The organism is Rhodococcus sp. 3258 (genome assembly GCF_031456475.1).
In the GTDB taxonomy this organism is placed as follows: Bacteria; Actinomycetota; Actinomycetes; order Mycobacteriales; family Mycobacteriaceae; genus Rhodococcoides; species Rhodococcoides fascians.
Window position 1 is genome coordinate 1 of record NZ_JAVDUT010000014.1, and the last position, 21,574, is coordinate 21,574.

Here is a 21,574-nt window from a genome sequence, read left to right on the forward strand (position 1 = left end):
CCTCGTTCACCCAGTCCGTGAAGACCGGGTCGGTGTCCGTCGCTCTGACTCGACAAAAGTTACGCCACCAACCCCACACACGCAAATCGGCAGGTGGATCGAGTTACCGCCGGCATCTGCGCAGGTCGGAGGAGCCGCGCGCATGGGTGCCTCGCATTCGGCCGACATCTCCCCGCGTGTGACGCCAGCCATATCTTGCGAACGGTCTACAGAAATCGCTTTCACACGCGGGACAACGCCAGAACGTGGTCGGGCACATCGAGGTTCGGTTCCACATCTTCCCCACGCTTTGCAGTGCCGACGTATTCACCGGTCGGAATCACACCCGCCCACACTTCACCTGCGGCAATGTCGGCCTCGTCGTCGATCGGTCCGCCGGTCCGCGCTTTCACCGATGCTTCGTACAGCGGAAGCGCCAACACGCTCGTCGCCGCAAGCTCTTTCCTCGTATGCGCCCGCAGATGTGTGCTTCTACCCGGAACGACCTGATCGACTATGGCGTCCAATGCCCGTGCCCGTTCGTCCTCGTCCTCCACTCGACGTGGCCGTCCCACGATGACGGCGCTTCGATAGTTCATCGAGTGATGGAACGCGGACCGGGCCAGGACCAACCCGTCGACGACCGTGACCGTCACGCAGATGTCCTGATCAGGCGCCTCCACCAGGCTTCGAGAGGCGACCGAACCATGGAGGTACAGGGTTCCCGCCCTGTCCGGCCCCTCCGGATCCAGGCCGAACACGGTCGGGAGCACACGTGGCACGTTCCCCACCAGTACCCCCATATGACAGAGGCGAGCCGATCGGAGCACGTCGAGCAACGCCGTCCGCTCCGACTGCGCACGCTGCCGACCTCGGACCACGGTGGTTCTGGATGTTGGGGACAGAAGTGTTTCGTCGGCCGTCATGCCACCAGAGTGCCGCCCCGTTGGCTCACTGTCATGGTCCAATAGGGAGCAATAACGCTAGGCCACTTTCTGCCATGAACAGGTGACGCACGATGACCTTGCCGCCGAATGCCCTGTCGATCGCGATAGATCGAGCCGACCACCGCACGTTGCCCGTTCAGGTAGCCGACGGTATCCGGGCGGCAATCGATCGCGGCGAGCTCGAGCCGGGCGTCCGATTGCCAAGTACCAGAGCACTTTCCGTCGAAATGGGTCTGGCTCGTGCGGTGGTGGAGAAGGCGTACGAGCAGCTCGTCGCCGAAGGATGGCTCGAGGCACGTCGCGGATCCGGCAACTACGTCCGAGATGTTCGGCATGCCGTTCGGTCGGACCACAGGCTGCACCGAGAACAGAAAGGCCAACCGACTACTCAGCGCATTTCGCTGCGCCCCGGAATACCGTGGACTCCGCCTCGCGCATCCGATGCGTGGAAGCGGGCATGGCGAGACGTCGGTGGCTCTCCCCCGCCGGGCGACTATCCCGATCCGGCCGGCTCACTCGACTTGCGGATGCGCATTGCCGACTTGCTCGGCCGTGCACGCGGGCTGCACACCACCGCAAGTTCGATCGTCGTCACCACGGGCAGCATTCACGGTCTGGACCTGGCACTGGGTGCCCTCTCCGCAAACGTCGGCGTCGAACATGTTCTCGCACTGGAGAATCCGGGATACCGGGCTGCTGCTGCCCTCGCTACACACCGCGGGTGGTCCGTTCACGACATCCCCGTCGACCGCGAGGGCCTCGTCGTCGACGAGCTCGAATCGGTTCCTCACGGCACCCCGGCCGTTTACATCACCCCCTCACACCAGTACCCCACCGGCGGACTCATGCCCATCGGCCGTCGGCGCGCCCTGGCGGACTGGGCACGAAATACCGGAACCACCATCATCGAGGACGACTACGATTCCGAATTCCGTTACGGCATAGCACCTTTGACGACGGTCACCGAGCTCGTTCCGGACCGTGCCGTCTACCTGGGAACGGTATCGAAGACGCTGGGCGCCGGCGTACGCCTCGGATGGATGGTGGCTCCCCCGTCGATGGTCGAGCGCATCACCGACACACGTCGCGCCATCGGCGACTTCCCGTCGGTTCCCGTCCAGCAGGCCATGACCTCACTGTTGCGCGACGGCGAATGGGACCGGTCCGTACGCACGGCACGTCGGATCTATCGGGCACGTGACCGCGTCGTCGCCGCTGCGCTAGCACCATTCGGCGAACTTCGGGGCGTCGGTGCCGGACTGCACACGGTGCTCGTACTCGACGCAGACGTTGCACGCGATATTGCAGCCGACTGCGCGGACAACGGAGTCGATCTGCCGACACTCGCACATTCGACGCGATCGCCGACCACCGATGGTGGCGTCGTCGTCGGCTACGGGTCGGTGGCGGACGATCGATTCGAGCGCGCGCTACGGGTACTGGTCGACGCTCTCGAGAAGAGGTCGGTCAGCTGACCCGCTCGATGCTCCCGCCGAGAGCGGTCAGGTTTTCCACGAATCGCGGATAGCCCCTGTCGATGTGGAACACGTCGTGCACTTCGGTAGTACCGTCCGCCACCAGCCCGGCCAGGACCAGCCCGGCCCCAGCTCGAATGTCCGAAGACCACACCGGCGCACTGGAAAGTTGGGGAACACCGCGAACCACAGCATGGTGGCCATCGGTACGCGCATCAGCGCCCAGTCGGATCATCTCCTCGACGAACCGGAAGCGTGCCTCGAACACGTTCTCGGTGATCATCGACGTCCCGTCGGCGACGGTCGCGAGCCCGATAGCCATCGGTTGCAGATCCGTCGGAAACCCGGGGTACGGCAACGTCGCAAAGTTCACTGCTCGCGGCCGTTCGTGCTGAACGACGCGGAAGCCGTCCGGTTCGCTGGTCACCTCGGCACCCGCAGACCGCAGCTTGTCCAGTACGAGCGAGAGATGTTTCGGGTTGACCCCCCGCACGCGAACGTCCCCGCGCGTCATTGCGGCTGCGATTCCCCACGTAGCAGCGACAATTCGGTCGCCAATGACGCGATGAGTCGTCGGCTTCAACGCGCTGACACCCCGGATGGTGAGGGTCGAGGTGCCTGCGCCCCGGACATCGGCACCCATCTCGTTGAGCATGTTGCACACGTCGACGATGTCCGGTTCGCGTGCCGCGTTGTCGATCACGGTCTCACCGGTAGCGAGCACAGCCGCCATCAGGATGTTCTCCGTCGCTCCCACAGAGGGGAAAGCCAACCTGATGTTCGCGCCGCGCAACTCGTCGGCTTCCGCAACGACGCATCCGTGTTGAATTTCGCTGCGCGCCCCCAGCAACTGCAGTCCGGACTGGTGCATATCCAGCGGACGCGACCCGATGGCGTCTCCGCCCGGCAATGCCACCACCGCTCGCTTGCACCGCGCGACGAGAGGGCCGAGGACACAGACCGACGCTCGGAACTGGCGAACAGCCGCGAAATCGGCGTGGTATTTCGGCATCGCCGGGGTCGTGATGTGGACGACCGAACCGTCGAGCTCCACCTCGCACCCGAGTCCGCGCAACACCTCCGCCATCAGCGGAACATCCAGGATGTCGGGGCAGTTGGTGATCGTGCTGGTTCCCTCGGCGAGCAGGGCCGCGGCCATCAGCTTGAGGACGCTGTTCTTCGCACCACCGACCGCCACCTCACCCACGAGGCGATTACCACCGTTGACCAAAAAGCGTTCACTCACTTCGACAGCGTAGCCAGCGGTACCGACCGGCACCCGCGCGGTACCGTAGCCGCATGGCCGTTCACCTCACGCGCATATACACCCGGACCGGCGACGACGGGACCACGGGATTGAGCGATTTCTCGAGGGTCTCCAAGAACGACGAGCGGCTGATCGCCTACGCAGATTGCGACGAGACCAACGCGAACCTCGGAGTCGCACTGGCACTGGGAAATCCGAGTGAAGCCGTGCGAACCGTCATCCGGACCGTTCAGAGCGATCTGTTCGACGCCGGTGCCGATCTGTCGACGCCTGTCGTCGACAATCCGGAATACCCACCGCTGAGGATCGATCAGAGTTACATCGACCGCCTCGAAGCCTGGTGCGACGAATTCAACGACGAGCTACCGGCGTTGACGTCGTTCATCCTGCCCGGCGGAACACCTCTGGGGGCGTTGTTGCACGTCGCGCGCACCGTGGCTCGGCGCGCGGAGCGGTCGGCCTGGGCAGCGGTTCATGCCTCCCCGGAAACGACGAGCGATCTACCGGCCAAGTACCTCAACAGGCTCTCGGACCTGCTGTTCATCCTGAGCAGGTACGCAAACCCGGAGGGCGACGTGCAGTGGGTACCCGGAGCGAGCCGCTCGACAGGTACCGATACCGACTGATTTCCGGCAAGCGACTCGTTCAGGCCGCCGGCCGACGGCGGCGCGAGCGCCCCGACGGGCGTGACTCCACCCAGGACAGGAAAGCGGTCAACGCACTTCTGTCCAGTGCCATTTCGTACTTCTTGCCGTTGTCCGACAACTCCAGCACAGCGATGTCCGGAGTCATGATGTCGAACTCGGTGTCGCGGGGGGCCCGTCGGTCCCCCACCTGAACGTCCTGTCTACCGAGCCGATGATCGGGCCCGGGCCGCAGACTGGACAGTTTGAAGAACACCAACGTGTTGTCGCCGTACCGAATGATGCCGTGTCGCCAACCGGCACCGCCCTCGGACGGCAGCACGCGCATGATCGCTGCCGTACCACCTCGCCGCAGCACTGCAAGACGATACGCAAAAGCCGCGACGAGCCCTGCGAGCAGCACAACCAGAATGATCAGAGCAATCAATCCGGAGTGCATCGCAGGTCTCGTCGCGGCTTCTCGTGCACCTAGGACCGCTCGACAGCGCGGATACGTCCCTTGGCCACCGCAATGGCCTCGAGGTCGTCGCCGTTCTCTGCCACTACAGCCCGTGCCGATTCGACATCGATGTCATCGGCGAAATCGGCGGACTCCGCCAGCACTGTGACGGTCTTACCCGTCACCGACAGGAAGCCACCGTGCACCGCAGCGATGATCTTCTCGCCGTCGGTCGTCGTGATCGACACCGTGCCCGCCTCGACCAGCTGGCCGAGGACAGGCTCGTGGCCGGCCATGATGCCGATCTCACCTTCGGTGGTCTGAGCACTGACGATGGTCGCAGTACCGGACCACAGCTTCTGCTCCACAGCGACCAGGGAGACCTCCATGCCGCTCTTCTCGGAAGAAGTCACGTCGGTCTACTTTCCGGCCATCTTCTTCGCGGCTGCCTCGACGTCGTCGAGACCACCACAGCTGTTGAAGGCCTGCTCGGGAAGGTGGTCGTACTCACCCTTGGTGACCTTGTCGAACGCCTCGATGGTGTCCGAGAGGGACACGACCGAACCGGCCTCGCCGGTGAACTTCTCGGCAACGATGAAGTTCTGGCCGAGGAACTTCTGGAGACGGCGTGCGCGGCCGACCAGAACCTTGTCCTCTTCCTGAAGCTCGTCCATACCGAGGATGGCGATGATGTCCTGCAGCTCCTTGTACTTCTGCAGGATGCGCTTCACCTCGTTGGCGACGCGGAAGTGCTCGGCACCGACTATGCCGGGCTCGAGGATGCGCGAGGTCGAGCTCAGCGGGTCCACAGCGGGGTAGATACCCATCTGCGAAATCGGACGCGACAGCTCGGTCGTCGCATCGAGGTGCGCGAACGTCGTGGCCGGAGCCGGGTCGGTGTAGTCGTCGGCGGGGACGTAGATCGCCTGCAGCGAGGTGATCGAGCGGCCACGGGTCGAGGTGATGCGCTCCTGGAGCTCACCCATCTCGTCCGCCAGCGTGGGCTGGTAACCGACGGCCGACGGCATACGACCGAGAAGGGTCGACACCTCCGAACCTGCCTGCGTGAAGCGGAAGATGTTGTCGATGAACAGCAGCACGTCCTGGCCCTGCACATCGCGGAAGTACTCCGCCATGGTCAGTGCCGACAACGCCACGCGCATACGCGTGCCGGGCGGCTCGTCCATCTGTCCGAAGACGAGGGCGGTGTCCTGGAGGACGCCCATCTCTTCCATCTCGAGGTGAAGGTCGGTGCCCTCACGAGTACGCTCGCCGACTCCTGCGAACACCGAGGTGCCCGAGAACTCGCGTGCGATACGGGTGATCATTTCCTGGATCAGCACGGTCTTGCCGACACCGGCACCACCGAACAGACCGATCTTTCCGCCTTTGACGTACGGCGTCAGCAGGTCGATGACCTTGATGCCGGTCTCGAGGATCTCGGTCTTGCCCTCGAGCTGATCGAAGGCTGGTGGCTTGCGGTGGATGCCCCACTGCTCGCCGTCGCGGCCGAGTCCGGGGGTGTCCAGGCAGTCACCGAGGGCGTTGAACACGTGGCCCTTGACGACGTCACCGACGGGAACCGAGATCGGCTTGCCGGAGTCGACGACAGCCGTGCCACGGACGAGGCCGTCGGTGGGCTGCATCGAGATGGTGCGAACCAAGTTGTCACCGAGGTGCTGTGCAACCTCGAGCGTCAGGGTCTTGGCCACGGTCGGCAGAGTGATCTCTGCGTTGAGGGCGTTGAACAGTGCGGGAATCGAGCCGCGCGGGAACTCGACGTCCACAACGGGGCCGATGACCCGAACGACACGGCCGGACTGTGTGTCCGCTCCGCTCGCGTTCTCTTGGGCTACTGCTGCGGTCATTGCTTAGTCACTTCCTGCGCTGTCGGCCAACGCGTTGGCGCCACCGACGATTTCGCTGATTTCCTGGGTGATCTGGGCCTGCCGAGCCTGGTTGGCCTGACGGCTCAAGGTCTCGACCAATTCGTTCGCGTTGTCCGTCGCTGCCTTCATGGCGGTACGACGCGCCGCGGACTCCGACGCTGCTGCATCGAGCAACGACGCGTAGATCCTGGTGCTGATGTACTTGGGCAGCAGCGCCGAGAGCAGAGTGCCTGCCTCCGGCTCGAACTCGTACTGTGCCTGCACATCCGCGGTCGGTGAGTCGGTCAACGCGTCCGCACCCATCTCGAATTCCTCGTCGGTGTACGAGATTTCGAGTGGTGCCATCCGGCGAACTTCGGGCTTCTGCGTGAGCATCGACACGAAGCGGGTGTAGACGATGTGCAACTCGTCCACGCCCTCGACGGTGCCTTCACCGTTGGGAGCCTCCACCTCGGTGCCCGAACCCGCCATGAACAGCTCGACCAGATGCCTACTGGCCTTCGCTGCATCGGCGTATCCGGGTTCCTGCGAGAAGCCCGTCCAGGCACCCTTCACGTCTCGCTCACGGAACGTGTAGTAGCCCAGGCCTTTTGCGCCGAGCACGTAGATGACCGGGTCCTTGCCCTCGGAGCGCAGGAGCTGGAAGAGCTCCTCCGTTTCCTTGAGGACGTTGGAGTTGTAGCCACCGCACATACCGCGGTCACTGGTCACGACCAGGACTGCAGCACGCTTGGGCTCGGGTCGCTCGTTGAGCAACGGGTGATCGAGCGAGCTCGATGCACTCGCCAGTGCGGAGAGCACCTTGGTGATCTCTTCCGCGTACGGCTTCGATGCGGCAACGCGGGCCTGCGCCTTGGTGATTCGCGAAGTTGCGATCAACTCTTGCGCTTTGGTGATCTTCTTCGTCGAGTTGACCGACTTGATACGGGAGCGAAGCTCGAGAATGCTTGCCATCTAGCTGTTCACGCTCCCTTCTGTGCTCGTCATGTCACCTGTCATCGCCGGCCTACTTGCTGACTGTCTTGCGGGTGACGTTGACCTGCTCCTGGCTGACCTCGTCGGCGTTCAGAGTGTCTGCCTCGGCCTCGTTGACGACGCGGTTGCCGTCCGAGTCCACGAAGCCGGCCTTGAACTTCTCGGTCGCTTCGGTCAGTGCCTTCTGGTTGTCGTCGTCGAGAGCCTTGCCACCGGCAATGCTGTCGTAGACGCCGCTTGCGTTGCGGTGCAGATCTTCGAGCAGCTCGGTCTCGAAGCGGCGAACATCGCCGACCGGAACGGAGTCGTACGTGCCCTGGCCTGCGAGCCAGATCGAGACGATCTGGTCTTCGACGGCAACCGGTGCGTACTGATCCTGCTTGAGCAGCTCGACCAGGCGAGCGCCGCGCTCGAGCTGCGCCTTGGACGCCGCATCGAGGTCGGACGCGAACGCCGAGAAGGCTTCGAGCTCACGGAACTGAGCAAGCTCGAGACGAAGGGATCCGGAGACCTTCTTCATGCCCTTGGTCTGCGCAGCGCCGCCGACTCGGGAAACCGAGATACCGACATTGATGGCGGGACGGACGCCCTTGTTGAAGAGGTCCGATTCCAGGAAGACCTGGCCGTCGGTGATGGAGATGACGTTGGTCGGGATGTACGCGGAGACGTCGTTGGCCTTGGTCTCGATGATCGGCAGTGCCGTCAACGATCCGCCACCGAGCTCGTCGGACAGCTTCGCCGAACGCTCCAGCAGGCGGGAGTGCAAGTAGAAGACGTCACCGGGGTATGCCTCGCGGCCCGGCGGGCGACGCAGCAGCAGCGAAATCGCGCGGTAGGCCTCGGCCTGCTTGGTCAGGTCGTCGAACACGATGAGGACGTGCTTGCCCTGGTACATCCAGTGCTGGCCGATGGCCGAGCCGGTGTACGGAGCGAGCCACTTGAAGCCGGCCGAGTCGGACGCGGGTGCGGCGACGATGGTGGTGTATTCGAGTGCGCCCTGCTCTTCGAGTGCAGCCTTGACGCCTGCGATCGTGGAGCCCTTCTGGCCGATGGCGACGTAGATGCAGCGAACCTGCTTCTTGTCGTCGCCGCTCTCCCAGTTGGCCTTCTGGTTCAGGATCGCATCGATGCAGACCGCAGTCTTGCCGGTCTTGCGGTCGCCGATGATGAGCTGACGCTGGCCGCGGCCGATCGGGGTCATGGCGTCGATCGCCTTGATGCCGGTCTGCAGCGGCTCCTCGACGGGCTGGCGCTCGAGCACCGAGGCAGCCTGCAATTCGAGGGCGCGGGTCTCGGAGGACTCGATGTCGCCGAGGCCGTCGATGGGCTTGCCCAGCGGGTCCACGACGCGACCGAGGTAGCCGTCGCCCACGGGGACCGACAGCACGTCTCCGGTGCGCTTGACTTCCTGGCCTTCTTCGATGTGCTCGTAGTCACCGAGGATGACGGCACCGATTTCGGTGGCATCCAGGTTCAACGCGACACCGAGGACTCCGCCCGGGAACTCCAGGAGTTCGTTGGACATCGCCGACGGCAATCCGGACACGTGAGCGATTCCGTCGCTCGTGTCCGTAACCGTGCCGACCTCCTCGCGGGAAGACTCCGGTGAGTAGCTCGCGGTGAAGTTATCGATCGCGCTACGGATCTCGTCGGAGGAGATCGTCAGCTCCGCCATAGTGTTTCCTGCTCTTCCTTCGAATGATCGCGGTATGAAAAGCCTCGAATGCCGAGGCAATTCTTCTCGTTACTGTGTCCGTGTCGGACTATTTGAGCGTCTTTCGCAATGCAGCGAGGCGGCCTGCCCCGCTACCGTCGATGACCTCGTCGCCGATACGAACGACAAGTCCGCTGAGCAGTTCGGTATCGACCTCTACGTGCACCGTGACCTGCTTGCCGTACGTGCGGGTCAAGGTTGCGGTCAGCTTTTCGAGCTGACTGTCGCTCAGTGGGGCTGCGCTGCGTACGTGTGCAACTGCGCGGTCGCGCTGTTCGGCGGCCAGATCTGCCAGTCCGTTCAGAACGTCGGCGGGTGCCGCCTTCCGTGGACGCGTGACGGCCTGCACCGCGAGCGCCTCGGTGACCGCGGTGACCTTGCCGTAGAGCAGACGACCCAGCAGTTCGCGCTTGGCCTGTGCCGGCTTGGAGCGATCCGACAATGCCTGCTCGAGCTGCGGGTTGGCAGCCACGATGCGGCCGAGCCGGAACAGCTCGTCCTCGACCGTGTCCAGCTGGTCCTGATCGGCAGCAGCGCGGAGCAGAGCTTCGCGTCCCAGCTCGACCAGCGAGTTCAGCAGGTCGCGGGCGGTGGACCAGCTTTCGCCTGCCGCAGCCTTGACGATGGTCGCCGTTGCGCTCGACACCTGGCCGGAGAAGACCTCTCCGGCCAGAGCGCTTCGTCGATCGCCCTCGACCGAGGAGTCGGCGAGAGCGGTACGCAACGTGCGCTGCGCGTCGAGAGTCTCGACGACGGCGAACAACTCGGCACCGGTCTGAGCGGCGACGGCCGTTGCCTCGCCGCCCGACGCGGACCCCAGAGCTTCGTGGGCGACCGACCGTGTGCGGGCGAGCGCCTCACGAGAAGTTGCGTACATGGTTCGACTCACTTTCCTGATGCGGAGTCCGCGGTGACGGAATCCAGCTCGTTGAGGAAGCGATCGATCGAACTGGAACGCTTCGCGTCATCGGAGAGCTGCTCTCCGATGACCTTCTCGGCGAGTTCGACGGCCGTACGTCCGAGGTCGCCACGAAGTTCGGTGACGATCTGCTGACGCTGAGCAACGAGCTGACTGTGGCCTGCGGCCACGATCCGATCGCTCTCTTCCTGCGCCTTTTCCTTCATCTCGGCGAGAATCGCCTGTCCCTGGGTGCGCGCTTCCTCGCGGATCTGCGCAGCCTCGGAACGAGCGTCGGCGAGCTGAGCGTGGTACTGCTCGAGAGCAGCCTTCGCCTCCGCCTGTGCCTGCTCGGCCTTCTTGATTCCGCCTTCGATGAGCTCGGAACGCTCGGAGAGGACCGTCTGGAAACGCGGTACGACGTACTTCCAGAACAGGAAGCCGATGATCACGACACAGACGATCGACCAAACGATGTCGTATGTTGCGGGCAGCAGCGGGTTCTGGGATTCCTCCCCCTCCGCCCCGGCTGCGAGCAGCGTTATCGCGTTTGTCATCGCGCTCTCAGAGAATGAAGCCGGCGACGAGGCCGATCAGGGCGAGGGACTCGGTGAATGCAATGCCGAGGAACATGGTCGTACGGAGCTGACCGGCCAGCTCGGGCTGACGAGCGGTTGCTTCCATGTTCTTGGCGACGACGAGGCCGAGGCCGATGCCACCACCGATCGCTGCGAGGCCGTAGCCGATGGCGCCGTATCCGCTGGCGGTGATTTCCTGCGCCTGGGCCAGAACTTCAAGGCTCATTCGGTTTTCCGTTCCCTTTCTTCGGTCCACATCCGGGTGTCGGAGGTGGCGGTGTAGCTAGTTCGGTCTGTTGGTCGGTCAGTGCGAGTCGGCGTGCAGCGACAGATCGATGTAGATCGCCGTCAGCAGCGCGAAGATGTATGCCTGCAGGAAGATCACGAGCATCTCGAACATCGTGAACAGGAAGCCCATGATGAGCGAGGGTGCGGCGAAGATCTTCAGGCCGGCGGATGCCTCGAAGAGGAAGAACTGCGTGGCGCTGAAGAACAGCACGAGCATGATGTGGCCGGCGAGCATGTTGGCCAGCAGTCGCACCGTCAACGTGAACGGGCGAAGCACGAAGTTCGAGATGAACTCGAGCGGGATCAGCAGCACGTGCATGGCCTTCGGAATGCCCGGGATCACGATCGTGCCCTTGACGAACTTGGCTGCACCGAACTTCTTCACACCGGCGTAGACGAACGCGATGTACGCGACTGCGGCCAACACGATCGGCAGACCGATGCGGGCGTTGGCCGAGATGTTCAGGAACGGTATGACCGCGCTGAGATTCACCGCGAAGACCGTGAAGAAGATCGTCATGATGACGGGCAGGAAGCGGCGTCCCTGTTCCTTGCCGAGGACATCCTCGGCCACGTGGATCCGGACGAAGTCGAGAGCGATCTCGGCGACGTTCTGGATTCCGCGAGGAACGATCTTGGGGCTGCGCAGAGCGATCAGCATGAAGACGATCAGCAGAGCCGACATCAGGATGCGGATGAGCATCAGCCGGTCGAGCTCGAACGGGGTTCCCTCGAACAGCACCGCGGGAGGAAAGAAATCGGATAGTGACGGCGGATGGAACTCCGCAGCCAGAGTGGTGACGCTCAGCGGTCTCTCCCGTGTTCGGGCCGCAACCGAGTAACGGCTGCGGTTCGATCGGACAATGACGATCTATCAAGTCGACGAAAATCGGCTCGCAATCGTCAGAGGCTGAGGCCCGGTCTTCATCGGCCAAGCGTCTGTCGGGTGTCGGCGACTCACGTCGACTCGGCAACTCTCAGGGCGAAACCCTACGTTGCCGAAGTCTGTGACTCCGGGCCTACTGTAAGGAAGCTCACGCTGATGGTTACCTGCGGGGGTCCAGTCCGGGGAAAAAGTCTCTTTCGTCCCGGTCTTGCCCATCGCTTGATGCAAACTTTATCAACAGAACTACGACGTTGTGTAGGCGGCCCTCAGCTTAACCGATTACGACAGCTTGTCGTACTACGACTTGTCGGGGTTCCCGTCGGCAGGAACGCTGTCGACGTAGCCCACCTTCGTCTTGACGACACCGAACACCTCCGCGCCCAGGACCACCACCAGAGCCCCCAGAATGGTCAGCCCGAGCGAATACCGGTTGTAGAAGTCCGCATCCTTGAGTGCCACGAGCACGATCAGCGCGATGACCATCTTGACCAACCACCCACCGAGCAACAGCGCTCCGACCGCCGACGCGGGAAACCGCGTGGTCAGAGCCACCGACAGCGCGGTCGTGATGACGAACCCGCCCCCGATGGCCACTCCGATGATCGATCCCCACAATCCTGGAGTTCCCGCAGCAGCAACCGAAATCCCCACGCTCACCACCGTCAGTACCACCAGGCCGATGAGGCCGTAGCGGACCGCGGCACGAAGCGGTGCGAATTGGTCGGGCATGGGCTGCGGGGTGAAGGTCACAGTTGTCGAGAGTACCCAGTGGCACCCGGTGGCCTGCACCAGCCGGGACACGACCGAAGAACCACCGAGCCGATCAGCGGCGTCGGACACCCCGGCGTTCGGATCCGGGCGATCGATCCACCCGCAGAGTGGGCACAGCCGTGACGACGAGCGCGAACACCAGACCGGCAGCGACGAGGAGCACCACGATGCGCCGGTCGAGAAGCGAGGATCCGACCGCACCGAACGCGAGCACACCGACCCAGAGGTAGATCACCAGGACCACCCGTCGATGCGAGTGGCCGATCTGCAGGAGTCGGTGATGGAGATGCATCTTGTCGGGGCTGAACGGACTTCGCCCGGCCCGAGTGCGGCGAACGACGGCGAGCAACAGATCGAGTATCGGAATGAGCATCACGGCACCGACCAACAGGAGCGGCGACAACAGACCCAGCAGATCGCGTGGACCGTAGGCCGTCAACGGAATGCGCCCCGAGGCACTCGTCGAGATCGTGGCCAGCGTCAGCCCGATCAACATGGACCCCGAATCGCCCATGAAGATGCGCGCCGGTTGGAAATTGTGCGGCAGAAATCCCAGGCAGGCACCGGCCAGCGCCGCCGCGATCAAGGCAGGTGGGTAGACGCCGACGTCGCCCCCCTGTTCCTGCAGCAGGCCCACCGAAAAGATGCAGATCGCGACCGACGAAATGAGGCCGAGTCCGGCTGCGAGCCCGTCGAGGCCGTCGACGAAGTTCATCGCGTTGACGATGACGACGGTGATCAGAACGGTCACCAGCCCGGCCTGAAGTTGGTCGAGCACCAAGGTGCTGCCCGGCTGGCCGGGCTCGCCGCCCCAGGGCTGGTAGAGCACAACCCAGCTCACACCCATGATGACCAGGACGCCGGCCGCCGTCACCTGGCCGACGAACTTCGTCAGTGCGTCGAGACCCCAGCGGTCGTCGATGACGCCGACCAGCACGATCACGAAGCCTGCGACCAGCGCAGCCGGAATGTCGCGGTTGTAGGCGACATCGAATCCGCGGGCCAACGCGGGCAGCTGCGAGGCGAACAGCAGCGCGGCGAGCATGCCGGCGTAGATGCCCACTCCCCCGAGCCGCGGGGTGGCCTGCACGTGGACGTCACGATCACGAGGAATGGCGACTGCGCCGAACTTGATCGCGGCCACTCGAACGCCACCGGTCGCGAAGAACGTGACGACAGCGGCCGTCAGGAAAACAAGCAGCAGCTCGCGGATCGGAACGCCTGCGCCCAGATTCGACTGGGCAAGCACCTCGACGCTCATGCGGAACGGACGGGCATGTCAGGACGCTCCTGGGACCAGGCTTTCGGCGGTGACACCGAGAACCTCGGCAATCTGCTCCGTGGGAATGGCACCGACCCGCAGGATTCGTGCGTGCTCACCGGTCAGGTCCACGATGGTGGAGGCCACCGCGTGGTCGGCCGGCCCCCCGTCGAGATAAACCGCTGCAGATCCACCGAGTTGTTCTCGCGCCTGCGTCACCGTGGTGGCGGGCGGACTTCCCGAAATATTTGCACTGGACACCGCCAGCGGACCTACTTCACGAAGGAGCTCGAGCGCGACCGGGTGCAGCGGCATCCGCAGCATGACGGTTCCCTGAGCATCACCCAGATCCCACGCCAGCGACGGTGCCTGCTGGACCACGATGCTCAATGCACCGGGCCAGAAGGCTCGAATCAGATCTCGGGTCCGCGGCCGGACGCTCTGCACCAGGCCGTCGATCGTGTTCCACGAACCGACGAGGACCGGGACCGGCATATCGCGTCCCCGCCCCTTGGCGCGCAGCAGGTCGGTGACCGCGCTGCCGTCGAACGCGTCGGCGGCGATCCCGTAGAGCGTGTCGGTGGGCATCACGACGAGTCGACCGGATTTGAGGGCACCGCGCGCTGCGGTCAATCCGGCAGCCCGCGCATCGGCTTCACGGCAGTCGTAGACGGTACTCACTCCGCCTATCCTTCCACCTTCGGTAACGAAGTGATGTCAGGTGCCGCCGGCTTGCCGCCTTGCCGCTCAGGCAGAGGGCGGCGTCGCCCGTGCCGCCACGACGAAGCGGGGGCGGCCGGCCAGGTCCGGATGCTCGGTGACCTGGGTGAAGACTCGTCGCCGAGACAACAGGGCAGCGACGCCCTCCCCGTTCGAGTCGTCGTGCTCGATGGCGACTCCGCCGCCGACACGTAGCCACCGCGCGATGTTGCCGATCATCGGCTCGATGACCGACAACCCGTCCTCGCCGCCGAAGAGCGCGATGTGCGGATCGTGGTCGAGTACTTCCGGATCGAGCTCGGCCCCGTCCGGAATGTACGGCGGGTTCGCGACGATCATGTCCACCGAGCCGTCGAGGTCGGTCAACAGCTCCCGAGAAGTGACGTCTCCGTGATGCAACGTGATCGGCGAATCACCCTGCTCGGCACGCAGATCCGCGTTGCGCCGGGCCCACGCCAACGCCGATGGATCGAGCTCGACGGCGTGCACGACGGCATCCGGGCGTGCGTTCGCGATGGCCAGCGCCAGCGCGCCCGACCCCGTGCACAGGTCCAGCACCACGGGCGGGTGATGGCCGACGTTCTCGAGAAAAGCGAGCGCCCACGCCAACAGCAACTCGGTTTCGGGACGTGGAACGAACACCCCGGGACCCACCTCGACATCGATGTTTCCCAATGACGTCGTTCCCGTGATGTATTGCAGGGGAATACGTTTCGCGCGCTGCTCGACTGTTCGGAAGTACGCCTCGACGAGCTCGGGCTCCACCAACGGCACCAACCCCAGCCGACCGCGATCGACTCCGACGAGGTGCGCGGCGAGTAGCTCCGCATCCACCCGAGGGCTCGGCACACCGGCGGCCTCGAGCATCGACGTCGCTTCGAGGATGGCTAGGCGTAACGGCTTGCGGCTCACTTGTACAGACTGCCACGGCGGTCCGACACCGGACTCACAGCCGCCCCAGCAGCTCCGACTTCTTGGCGAAGAACTCGTCGTCGGTCAGAAATCCCTTCGCATGCAGACCGGCGAGCGCCTCGATCGCAGCGGTGATGTCCGAGATGTCGACACCGGTGTGAGCAGGTGAACCCGACTGCGCAGACGCGAAATTCTGTGCCGCCGGCTGCGGCTGCTGCGACGAAGGCATGTTCTGCGGTGGCGCGTCGGCGGACCGTTGGTCGACGCGCGGCAGACTCGCCGCGGTGAACGTGCCGTACTGGCTGGTGAACTCCACCGAACCCGGACCCCCACCCTGCTGCTGTTGCACTCCCCCGATGGAGTGATCGAGGGTGTCGTACACCGCCAATTCCCCTCCCACGAGGACAGCGAGGCGACAAGATCCCGGAAACACCGCGTACTGCGATCCGTTCTGGCCACCGCTCGAACTCGGCGAACCCAGATCCGACGGCCACCACGAGCCCCCGCCGAAGGAAGTGCCGCCGAACGATCCCGTACCGGCATCTCTCGGCGGATAGACCTGATGCTGCGCCAACACGGCGGACAGATCGCGGCACAAACCGTCGACCCGACTCTTGAGGCCGTGATCGAACATGTTGCCCACCATCGTCATACCGCCGCGCATCCACTGCCCACTGCCGCCGAGCTCGGGAATGTTGAACTGCGCCATGGTGCCGCGGCCGTTGTTGACGGCGTCGAGCATGGTGCGGACGGCGTCGGTGGACACCCCGTAGCGGGAGGCGAGTTCGGTGACGGCGTTCTCGCCTGCGGGGGTCAAGGCCTGATTCATCTCGGGTGTGCCTTTCGTGGCGCGCGGGCGGGTCGAATCCGATCGCCAGGGTAGCTCGAGATTCGTTCGATCAGCAGCGTGAGAACCGAAAACGGTTGCCGCGCAATTACTCTGCTTGCATACGTGCGTCGCGGTCTGCCTTGGCGAGCGCGTCGAGCAGTGCATCCATGTCACCGTCGAGCAGAGCGTCGAGGTTGTGCGCTTTGAATCCGATGCGGTGATCGGTGATGCGATTCTCGGGGTAGTTGTACGTCCTGATCCGCTCCGAGCGGTCGACGGTACGCACCTGGCTGGCTCGGCCGGCCGAGGCCTCTTCGTTGGCTGCTTCCTCAGCGGCCGCCTGCAGACGCGCCGCCAGCACCTGCATCGCACGTGCCTTGTTCTGCAACTGCGATCGCTCGTTCTGACAGGTGACGACGATGCCGGTGGGCAAATGGGTGATGCGGACAGCGGAGTCGGTGGTGTTGACACCCTGACCGCCCTTGCCGGACGAGCGGTAGACGTCGATGCGCAGATCGGTTTCGTCGATCTGCACTTCCTCGACCTCGTCGGGCTCCGGATACACCAGAATGCCGGCCGCGGAGGTATGCACGCGTCCCTGCGATTCGGTGACCGGCACCCGCTGCACGCGATGGACGCCACCCTCGAACTTCAGCCGCGCCCAGACGCCGTCGAGCGGATCCTTGGTCTTGATCGACAACGTCGCGTCCTTGTAGCCACCCAGGTCCGAGACGTTCGCGTCGAGAACCTCGACTCGCCAGCCGCGGCGTTCGGCGTAGCGCACGTACATCCGCGCCAGATCGGCCGCGAAGAGCGCCGATTCCTCGCCGCCCTCACCCGACTTGACCTCCATCACGATGTCGTCGCCGTCGTGCGGGTCGCGTGGTGCCAGCAGATCGGTCAGCGTCTGTTCCAGGTGCAGAACCGTTGCCTCGAGCTCGGGAATCTCTGCGGCGAACGACGAATCGTCGGCGGCGAGTTCACGTGCGGCTTCGAGGTCGTCCTGAGCGGCGGTCAACTTGGTGTGCGCCGACATGATCGGTGCCAGCTCGGCGAACCTCTTGCCTGCCCTGCGCGCTGCGGACGGGTCGTTGTGCAGGGCGGGGTCGGCCAGTTGCTGCTCGAGGCCGGAGTGTTCGGCGAGGATGTCGTCGATGGCCGAAGGCTTGTCTGTTCTCGCCATGGTGACGACTCACTCTCCGAACGGGTGAAACCGGGTATGGACACAAAAAAGCCGACGCCCGCCCTGTAGTTCACAGGACGGGCGTCGGCGAAACAGCTAGCTGTCTGCGTCGGCCTTCTTGCCGGCGCGCTTGCCGTAGCGAGCCTCGAAGCGAGCGACGCGACCGCCGGTGTCGAGAATCTTCTGCTTGCCGGTGTAGAAGGGGTGGCACTGCGAGCAGACCTCGACGCTGATGCGCTCTTTGTCGGTGGTGCTTCGGGTCTCGAAAGTATTGCCGCAACCACAGACGACTGTCGTCAGTGTGTAGTCGGGGTGAATTCCTGCCTTCATGGTGTCCTTACCGTTCTTTGTAATGGTCGCCGGGTCGCCTTCGCTGATCGAAGACGTGAACCGGAACCGGACTCGGCCGTTGATTATGCCAGAGCGTGTATCTGCCCTGCTAATCGTCGGTACTTCTGTGCCGACAGATGCTTACAACGCGGGCACCTGCCCTCTTGTTCCCCGGACCCTCGGACCCGGGGAACACGGGATCAATCGTTGATGCCGCCGGGAGCGGTCTTCGAAACTTCCATCAGAAATTCGAGATTGTTCTTGCTCTTCTTCAGGCGATCGACCAGCAGGTCGATGGCCTGATGCGAGTCGAGACCGGACAACACGCGACGCAGCTTGTGCACCACCGCAGCCTCGTCCGGAGCGAGAAGAAGCTCGTCGTGACGGGTGCTGGACGGGTTGATGTCCACCGCGGGGAACACCCGACGCTCGGCGATCTTGCGATCGAGCTTGAGCTCGGCGTTACCGGTTCCCTTGAACTCCTCGAAGATCACGGTGTCGCCGGTGGATCCGGTCTCGACCATGGCCGTGGCGATGATCGTCAGCGATCCACCGTGCTCGATGTTTCGTGCCGCGCCGAGGAATCGCTTGGGCGGGTACAGCGCGGTCGAGTCGACACCACCGGAGAGGATGCGGCCCGAAGCAGGCGAGCTGTTGTTGTACGCGCGGCCCAGTCGAGTGATCGAATCGAGCAGGACAACGACGTCCTGGCCGGCCTCGACCAGACGCTTGGCACGCTCGATCGCCAGCTCGGCGACCGCCGTGTGGTCACCCGGCGGGCGGTCGAAGGTCGAGGCGATGACCTCGCCCTTGACCGAGCGCTGCATGTCGGTCACTTCCTCGGGACGCTCGTCGACGAGGATGACCATCAGGTAGCACTCGGGGTTGTTGATGGCGATCGCGTTGGCGATGGCCTGCAGAACGCTCGTCTTACCGGCCTTCGGGGGGCTGACGATCAACGCGCGCTGACCCTTACCGATGGGCATCACCAGGTCGATGATGCGCGTGGTCAGGATGTTCTGCTGGGTCTCGAGGCGCAGCCGCTGGTTGGGGTACAGCGGGGTGAGCTTGCCGAACTCCGGACGCTTGCGCGCGGCCTCGACCTCTCCCCCGTTGACGGTATCCAGACGCACCAGCGGGTTGAACTTCTGACGCTGACCCGACTGCTCACCTTCACGCGCCACCCGAACGGCACCGGTGACGGCGTCGCCGCGGCGAAGGCCGTTCTTGCGCACCAGGTTCATCGACACGTAGACGTCGTTCGGTCCGGCCAGGTAACCCGAGGTCCGAACGAACGCGTAGTTGTCGAGAACGTCGAGAATGCCGGCTACCGGCTGGAGAACATCGTCCTCGCGGATCTCGGTGTCGCGCTCGCGACCGCCGCCGCCCTCGTTGCCCTCGCCGCGGTCGCGTCCACGACGACGCTCACGGAACCGTCGACCCCTGCGACCGCGGCCTTCGCCGTCGTCGTCCTGGTTGTTGTCACGGTTGTCGCGCGGGCCGTTGTTGCGGTCCTCGTTGCGATTGTCGTTTCGGTTGTCGTTGCGGTTGTCGTTGCGGCCGTCGCCTTGATTGCGATTGCGTCCGCCACGGTCGTTCTGATTGCGGTTGCCGTTCTCACGGTTGGAGTCGCGGTTCGAGTTGTCCCGGTCGCCCTGGTTGCGGCCCGCATTGTCGCGATTGCCGCCGTCCCGGTCCCCCTGGTTGCGATCGCCCTGGTTGCGATCGCCCTGGTTGCGGTTGCCGTTGTCGGTGTCACGCGGTTCGCGCTCGGCACCGTCCTGGCGGTTGCGCTCGCCGCGGCTACGACGTGGGCGCTCCGCTGCGGCGTTCTCGCCGGAATCGTCCTGCTTGTCGGTGGTCTCCGCTGCAGCGGTCGACTCCGCGGTAGCGGGGGCCGATGCGGCCGTGTCGCCGCTGCCGTCCAGTGGCAACTGGTCGGGCGCACCTGCGCGGCGACCCGCGGCGCGGCGGCCCCGGGTGCGACGTCCGGCCTCGGGTGCTGCGTCCGACGTGTCGGCAGCCGTCGCAGGCTCGGGAGCAGTGTCGATTGCGGGTCGTTCGTCGGCAACCGTTGCCGACGCAGCAGCGCGTCGAGCCTTGGGAGCGTCGGCCTTCGGTGCATCGCTCTTCGGCGCATCGGACTTCGGCGCAGCGGACTTGGCCGGCGCGGTGCCCGATTGACGCTCGGTGATGGCCGCGATCAGATCGCCCTTGCGCATGCCGGAGATGCTCTTGATGCCGAGTTCGCCAGCGAGGCTGCGTAGCTCGGTGAGAACCATTCCGGACAGGCCGGCGCGACGGCGTGACGTTTCGGGCGCAGAGATGAGTTCCGTATCGGTCACGGAGGTCCTTTCCTTCCCTCGCTCGCTCGATGCGCAGCCGAGGGTTCGTTCCGCAGCTCGGCTTTCTGCCGAACTCGGATATTGCCGTTCATGTTCGACGCACTCCGCCGACGACACCATCGGTCCGGGACCGCAGCGAACTACGGGAAGGACCGAGCCAGGAGCGTCACATCACTCGGACGTTCTGAACTCCCCCGAATACAGTGACCTGATTGCCCTGACGAAACCGGCGTCTGAAGCGCACGATGTACGGACAGGGTTCACCATAGCGTCGTTGTCCTCGCTCGGCAAGAACCCTATTCGGTGTCGGTCATGCGACCGTGACTCCGTCGGCCACCTCGAGGTCGAGAACTCGCCATCCCTCGGCCAGCGCAGCGTCGCGCAGATCGGCCGGGAATTCTTCGGTGCACAGGGCCATGACGGTAGGGCCTGCTCCCGACACCACCGCGGCGATCGAGCGGGCGCGCAACGTCGCGATCCACCGGGTGGTGTCGGGCAGCGCCTGTGCCCGCTGGCCCTGATGCAGTAGATCCTCGGTGGCAGCCATCAGCAGATCCGGACGCTCGGTCAATGCGACGACGGCGAGCGCACTGCGACTGACGTTGAAGGCGGCGTCGCGGTGCGGCACCAACTCCGGCAGCAATCCCCGTGTGTGCGAGGTCGAGGAGCGCTCGGAGGGCACGAGCACGACGACCTTGATGCTGGGATGTACGTCCAGGCGCACGGCGGCGTACTTGCGTGCCGTCACACTGGCATTGGGCGGTTCGCTCCACGACACGACGGCACCGCCGAGGCAACTCGCCGACGCGTTGTCGGGGTGCCCCTCGAACTCGGACGACAACTGCACCAACTGACTGTCCGACAACGACAGCGCGGGGTCCACCTTCGACGCGAGTGCATTGGCCGCGGCGAGCCCGCCGACCACGGCCGAGGCCGAGGATCCGAGACCTCTCGAATGCGGAATGACGTTGCGGCAGTGGACATTCAATCCATCCGCCCACACTCCGGCCGCTTCCAGACCCCGCTCGATGGCCCGCACGACGAGGTGCGTCGGTCCCCACGGAACGTCCGCCGACCCCTCACCGTCGACGTGGATCGACAGGCCCGACGCCGTGGTCGTGACCTCGATCTCGTCGTACAGGCCCAAAGCCATTCCGAGACTGTCGAATCCGGGGCCGATGTTGGCACTGGAGGCCGGCACACGCGCGGTCACCGTGAGCCCGATGGGAAGCGTCTTCGTCATT

22 protein-coding genes are annotated in these 21,574 nt (G+C 64.6%); 2 read left to right on the plus strand and 20 right to left on the minus strand.

What is annotated here, in order from left to right; translation table 11 throughout:
- Window positions 1-221: 221 nt before the first annotated feature.
- A complete protein-coding gene (locus J2X62_RS24635) occupies window positions 222-905 on the minus strand; it encodes a pyridoxamine 5'-phosphate oxidase family protein (protein ID WP_310184103.1) in 684 nt (227 codons plus the stop codon).
- Window positions 906-997: 92 nt separating this feature from the next.
- Here J2X62_RS24635 and J2X62_RS24640 point away from each other — a divergent pair, with 92 nt between their 5' ends.
- Entirely contained in the window at window positions 998-2,401 is a 1,404-nt protein-coding gene (locus J2X62_RS24640) for a PLP-dependent aminotransferase family protein (protein WP_310184105.1), read from the plus strand.
- Here J2X62_RS24640 and murA read toward each other — a convergent pair.
- The gene (murA, locus tag J2X62_RS24645) at window positions 2,394-3,647 is read right to left on the minus strand and encodes a UDP-N-acetylglucosamine 1-carboxyvinyltransferase (RefSeq protein WP_027497895.1); all 1,254 of its coding nucleotides are present in this window, start codon (window positions 3,645-3,647) and stop codon (window positions 2,394-2,396) included. The two genes, J2X62_RS24640 and murA, sit on opposite strands and share 8 nt — an antisense overlap.
- A gap of 53 nt (window positions 3,648-3,700) precedes the next feature.
- Here murA and J2X62_RS24650 point away from each other — a divergent pair, with 53 nt between their 5' ends.
- The gene (locus J2X62_RS24650) at window positions 3,701-4,294 is read left to right on the plus strand and encodes a cob(I)yrinic acid a,c-diamide adenosyltransferase (protein ID WP_310184108.1); all 594 of its coding nucleotides are present in this window, start codon (window positions 3,701-3,703) and stop codon (window positions 4,292-4,294) included.
- Between the two features lie 19 nt (window positions 4,295-4,313).
- On the opposite strand, the gene J2X62_RS24655 is transcribed toward J2X62_RS24650, so the two are convergent.
- From J2X62_RS24655 to thrB, 18 genes are all read right to left on the minus strand, one after another.
- Window positions 4,314-4,751 carry a DUF2550 domain-containing protein gene (locus J2X62_RS24655; protein WP_027497897.1) on the minus strand — a complete coding sequence of 146 codons (438 nt, stop codon included), beginning with the start codon at window positions 4,749-4,751 and terminating at the stop codon, window positions 4,314-4,316.
- 29 nt (window positions 4,752-4,780) lie between these two features.
- Window positions 4,781-5,140, minus strand: a complete 360-nt coding sequence (locus J2X62_RS24660; RefSeq protein WP_027497898.1) for a F0F1 ATP synthase subunit epsilon — start codon at window positions 5,138-5,140, stop codon at window positions 4,781-4,783.
- A 30-nt stretch (window positions 5,141-5,170) separates the two neighbouring features.
- Window positions 5,171-6,619 (minus strand): F0F1 ATP synthase subunit beta, encoded by a 1,449-nt coding sequence (atpD, locus tag J2X62_RS24665; RefSeq protein WP_027497899.1) that lies wholly within the window; start codon window positions 6,617-6,619, stop codon window positions 5,171-5,173.
- Window positions 6,620-6,622: 3 nt separating this feature from the next.
- A complete protein-coding gene (locus tag J2X62_RS24670; protein ID WP_027497900.1) occupies window positions 6,623-7,594 on the minus strand; it encodes a F0F1 ATP synthase subunit gamma in 972 nt (323 codons plus the stop codon).
- A gap of 52 nt (window positions 7,595-7,646) precedes the next feature.
- Window positions 7,647-9,290 carry a F0F1 ATP synthase subunit alpha gene (atpA, locus tag J2X62_RS24675; protein WP_032365581.1) on the minus strand — a complete coding sequence of 548 codons (1,644 nt, stop codon included), beginning with the start codon at window positions 9,288-9,290 and terminating at the stop codon, window positions 7,647-7,649.
- 88 nt (window positions 9,291-9,378) lie between these two features.
- On the minus strand, window positions 9,379-10,206 hold the full coding sequence (locus J2X62_RS24680) for a F0F1 ATP synthase subunit delta (RefSeq protein WP_027497902.1): 828 nt from the start codon (window positions 10,204-10,206) through the stop codon (window positions 9,379-9,381).
- Window positions 10,207-10,214: 8 nt separating this feature from the next.
- Window positions 10,215-10,784, minus strand: a complete 570-nt coding sequence (locus tag J2X62_RS24685) for a F0F1 ATP synthase subunit B (RefSeq protein WP_027497903.1) — start codon at window positions 10,782-10,784, stop codon at window positions 10,215-10,217.
- 7 nt (window positions 10,785-10,791) lie between these two features.
- Window positions 10,792-11,031 (minus strand): ATP synthase F0 subunit C, encoded by a 240-nt coding sequence (locus J2X62_RS24690; protein ID WP_008715092.1) that lies wholly within the window; start codon window positions 11,029-11,031, stop codon window positions 10,792-10,794.
- 78 nt (window positions 11,032-11,109) lie between these two features.
- Window positions 11,110-11,835 (minus strand): F0F1 ATP synthase subunit A, encoded by a 726-nt coding sequence (atpB, locus tag J2X62_RS24695; protein WP_027497905.1) that lies wholly within the window; start codon window positions 11,833-11,835, stop codon window positions 11,110-11,112.
- Between the two features lie 441 nt (window positions 11,836-12,276).
- Window positions 12,277-12,708, minus strand: coding sequence for a hypothetical protein (locus J2X62_RS24700; RefSeq protein WP_045840958.1), 432 nt, complete (start codon window positions 12,706-12,708; stop codon window positions 12,277-12,279).
- A 94-nt stretch (window positions 12,709-12,802) separates the two neighbouring features.
- The gene (locus J2X62_RS24705) at window positions 12,803-14,011 is read right to left on the minus strand and encodes a glycosyltransferase family 4 protein (RefSeq protein WP_027497907.1); all 1,209 of its coding nucleotides are present in this window, start codon (window positions 14,009-14,011) and stop codon (window positions 12,803-12,805) included.
- Between the two features lie 18 nt (window positions 14,012-14,029).
- Window positions 14,030-14,692, minus strand: a complete 663-nt coding sequence (locus tag J2X62_RS24710; RefSeq protein WP_027497908.1) for an L-threonylcarbamoyladenylate synthase — start codon at window positions 14,690-14,692, stop codon at window positions 14,030-14,032.
- A 66-nt stretch (window positions 14,693-14,758) separates the two neighbouring features.
- Complete coding sequence (gene prmC / locus J2X62_RS24715) at window positions 14,759-15,643, minus strand: peptide chain release factor N(5)-glutamine methyltransferase (protein ID WP_027497909.1); 885 nt, start codon at window positions 15,641-15,643, stop codon at window positions 14,759-14,761.
- A gap of 34 nt (window positions 15,644-15,677) precedes the next feature.
- Window positions 15,678-16,472: an SHOCT domain-containing protein gene (locus tag J2X62_RS24720; protein WP_310184114.1), complete on the minus strand. Its 795-nt coding sequence runs from the start codon at window positions 16,470-16,472 to the stop codon at window positions 15,678-15,680.
- Between the two features lie 106 nt (window positions 16,473-16,578).
- The gene (gene prfA / locus J2X62_RS24725) at window positions 16,579-17,655 is read right to left on the minus strand and encodes a peptide chain release factor 1 (protein WP_027497911.1); all 1,077 of its coding nucleotides are present in this window, start codon (window positions 17,653-17,655) and stop codon (window positions 16,579-16,581) included.
- A 96-nt stretch (window positions 17,656-17,751) separates the two neighbouring features.
- The gene (rpmE, locus tag J2X62_RS24730) at window positions 17,752-17,985 is read right to left on the minus strand and encodes a 50S ribosomal protein L31 (protein WP_008715081.1); all 234 of its coding nucleotides are present in this window, start codon (window positions 17,983-17,985) and stop codon (window positions 17,752-17,754) included.
- Between the two features lie 200 nt (window positions 17,986-18,185).
- Complete coding sequence (gene rho, locus J2X62_RS24735) at window positions 18,186-20,330, minus strand: transcription termination factor Rho (protein ID WP_080735671.1); 2,145 nt, start codon at window positions 20,328-20,330, stop codon at window positions 18,186-18,188.
- 310 nt (window positions 20,331-20,640) lie between these two features.
- Window positions 20,641-21,573, minus strand: a complete 933-nt coding sequence (gene thrB / locus J2X62_RS24740; protein WP_032365577.1) for a homoserine kinase — start codon at window positions 21,571-21,573, stop codon at window positions 20,641-20,643.
- Window position 21,574: the final 1 nt, after the last annotated feature.

Bases quoted from the DNA above. Each gene is read 5' to 3' on its own strand.
- J2X62_RS24635 (WP_310184103.1), bottom strand. From the start codon at position 905: ATGACGGCCGACGAAACACTTCTGTCCCCAACATCCAGAACCACCGTG.
- J2X62_RS24640 (WP_310184105.1), top strand. From the start codon at position 998: ATGACCTTGCCGCCGAATGCCCTGTCGATCGCGATAGATCGAGCCGAC.
- J2X62_RS24650 (WP_310184108.1), top strand. From the start codon at position 3,701: ATGGCCGTTCACCTCACGCGCATATACACCCGGACCGGCGACGACGGG.
- J2X62_RS24655 (WP_027497897.1), bottom strand. From the start codon at position 4,751: ATGCACTCCGGATTGATTGCTCTGATCATTCTGGTTGTGCTGCTCGCA.
- J2X62_RS24660 (WP_027497898.1), bottom strand. From the start codon at position 5,140: ATGGAGGTCTCCCTGGTCGCTGTGGAGCAGAAGCTGTGGTCCGGTACT.
- atpD (WP_027497899.1), bottom strand. From the start codon at position 6,619: ATGACCGCAGCAGTAGCCCAAGAGAACGCGAGCGGAGCGGACACACAG.
- J2X62_RS24670 (WP_027497900.1), bottom strand. From the start codon at position 7,594: ATGGCAAGCATTCTCGAGCTTCGCTCCCGTATCAAGTCGGTCAACTCG.
- atpA (WP_032365581.1), bottom strand. From the start codon at position 9,290: ATGGCGGAGCTGACGATCTCCTCCGACGAGATCCGTAGCGCGATCGAT.
- J2X62_RS24680 (WP_027497902.1), bottom strand. From the start codon at position 10,206: ATGTACGCAACTTCTCGTGAGGCGCTCGCCCGCACACGGTCGGTCGCC.
- J2X62_RS24685 (WP_027497903.1), bottom strand. From the start codon at position 10,784: ATGACAAACGCGATAACGCTGCTCGCAGCCGGGGCGGAGGGGGAGGAA.
- J2X62_RS24690 (WP_008715092.1), bottom strand. From the start codon at position 11,031: ATGAGCCTTGAAGTTCTGGCCCAGGCGCAGGAAATCACCGCCAGCGGA.
- J2X62_RS24700 (WP_045840958.1), bottom strand. From the start codon at position 12,708: ATGCCCGACCAATTCGCACCGCTTCGTGCCGCGGTCCGCTACGGCCTC.
- J2X62_RS24705 (WP_027497907.1), bottom strand. From the start codon at position 14,011: ATGAGCGTCGAGGTGCTTGCCCAGTCGAATCTGGGCGCAGGCGTTCCG.
- J2X62_RS24720 (WP_310184114.1), bottom strand. From the start codon at position 16,472: ATGAATCAGGCCTTGACCCCCGCAGGCGAGAACGCCGTCACCGAACTC.
- prfA (WP_027497911.1), bottom strand. From the start codon at position 17,655: ATGGCGAGAACAGACAAGCCTTCGGCCATCGACGACATCCTCGCCGAA.
- rpmE (WP_008715081.1), bottom strand. From the start codon at position 17,985: ATGAAGGCAGGAATTCACCCCGACTACACACTGACGACAGTCGTCTGT.
- thrB (WP_032365577.1), bottom strand. From the start codon at position 21,573: ATGACGAAGACGCTTCCCATCGGGCTCACGGTGACCGCGCGTGTGCCG.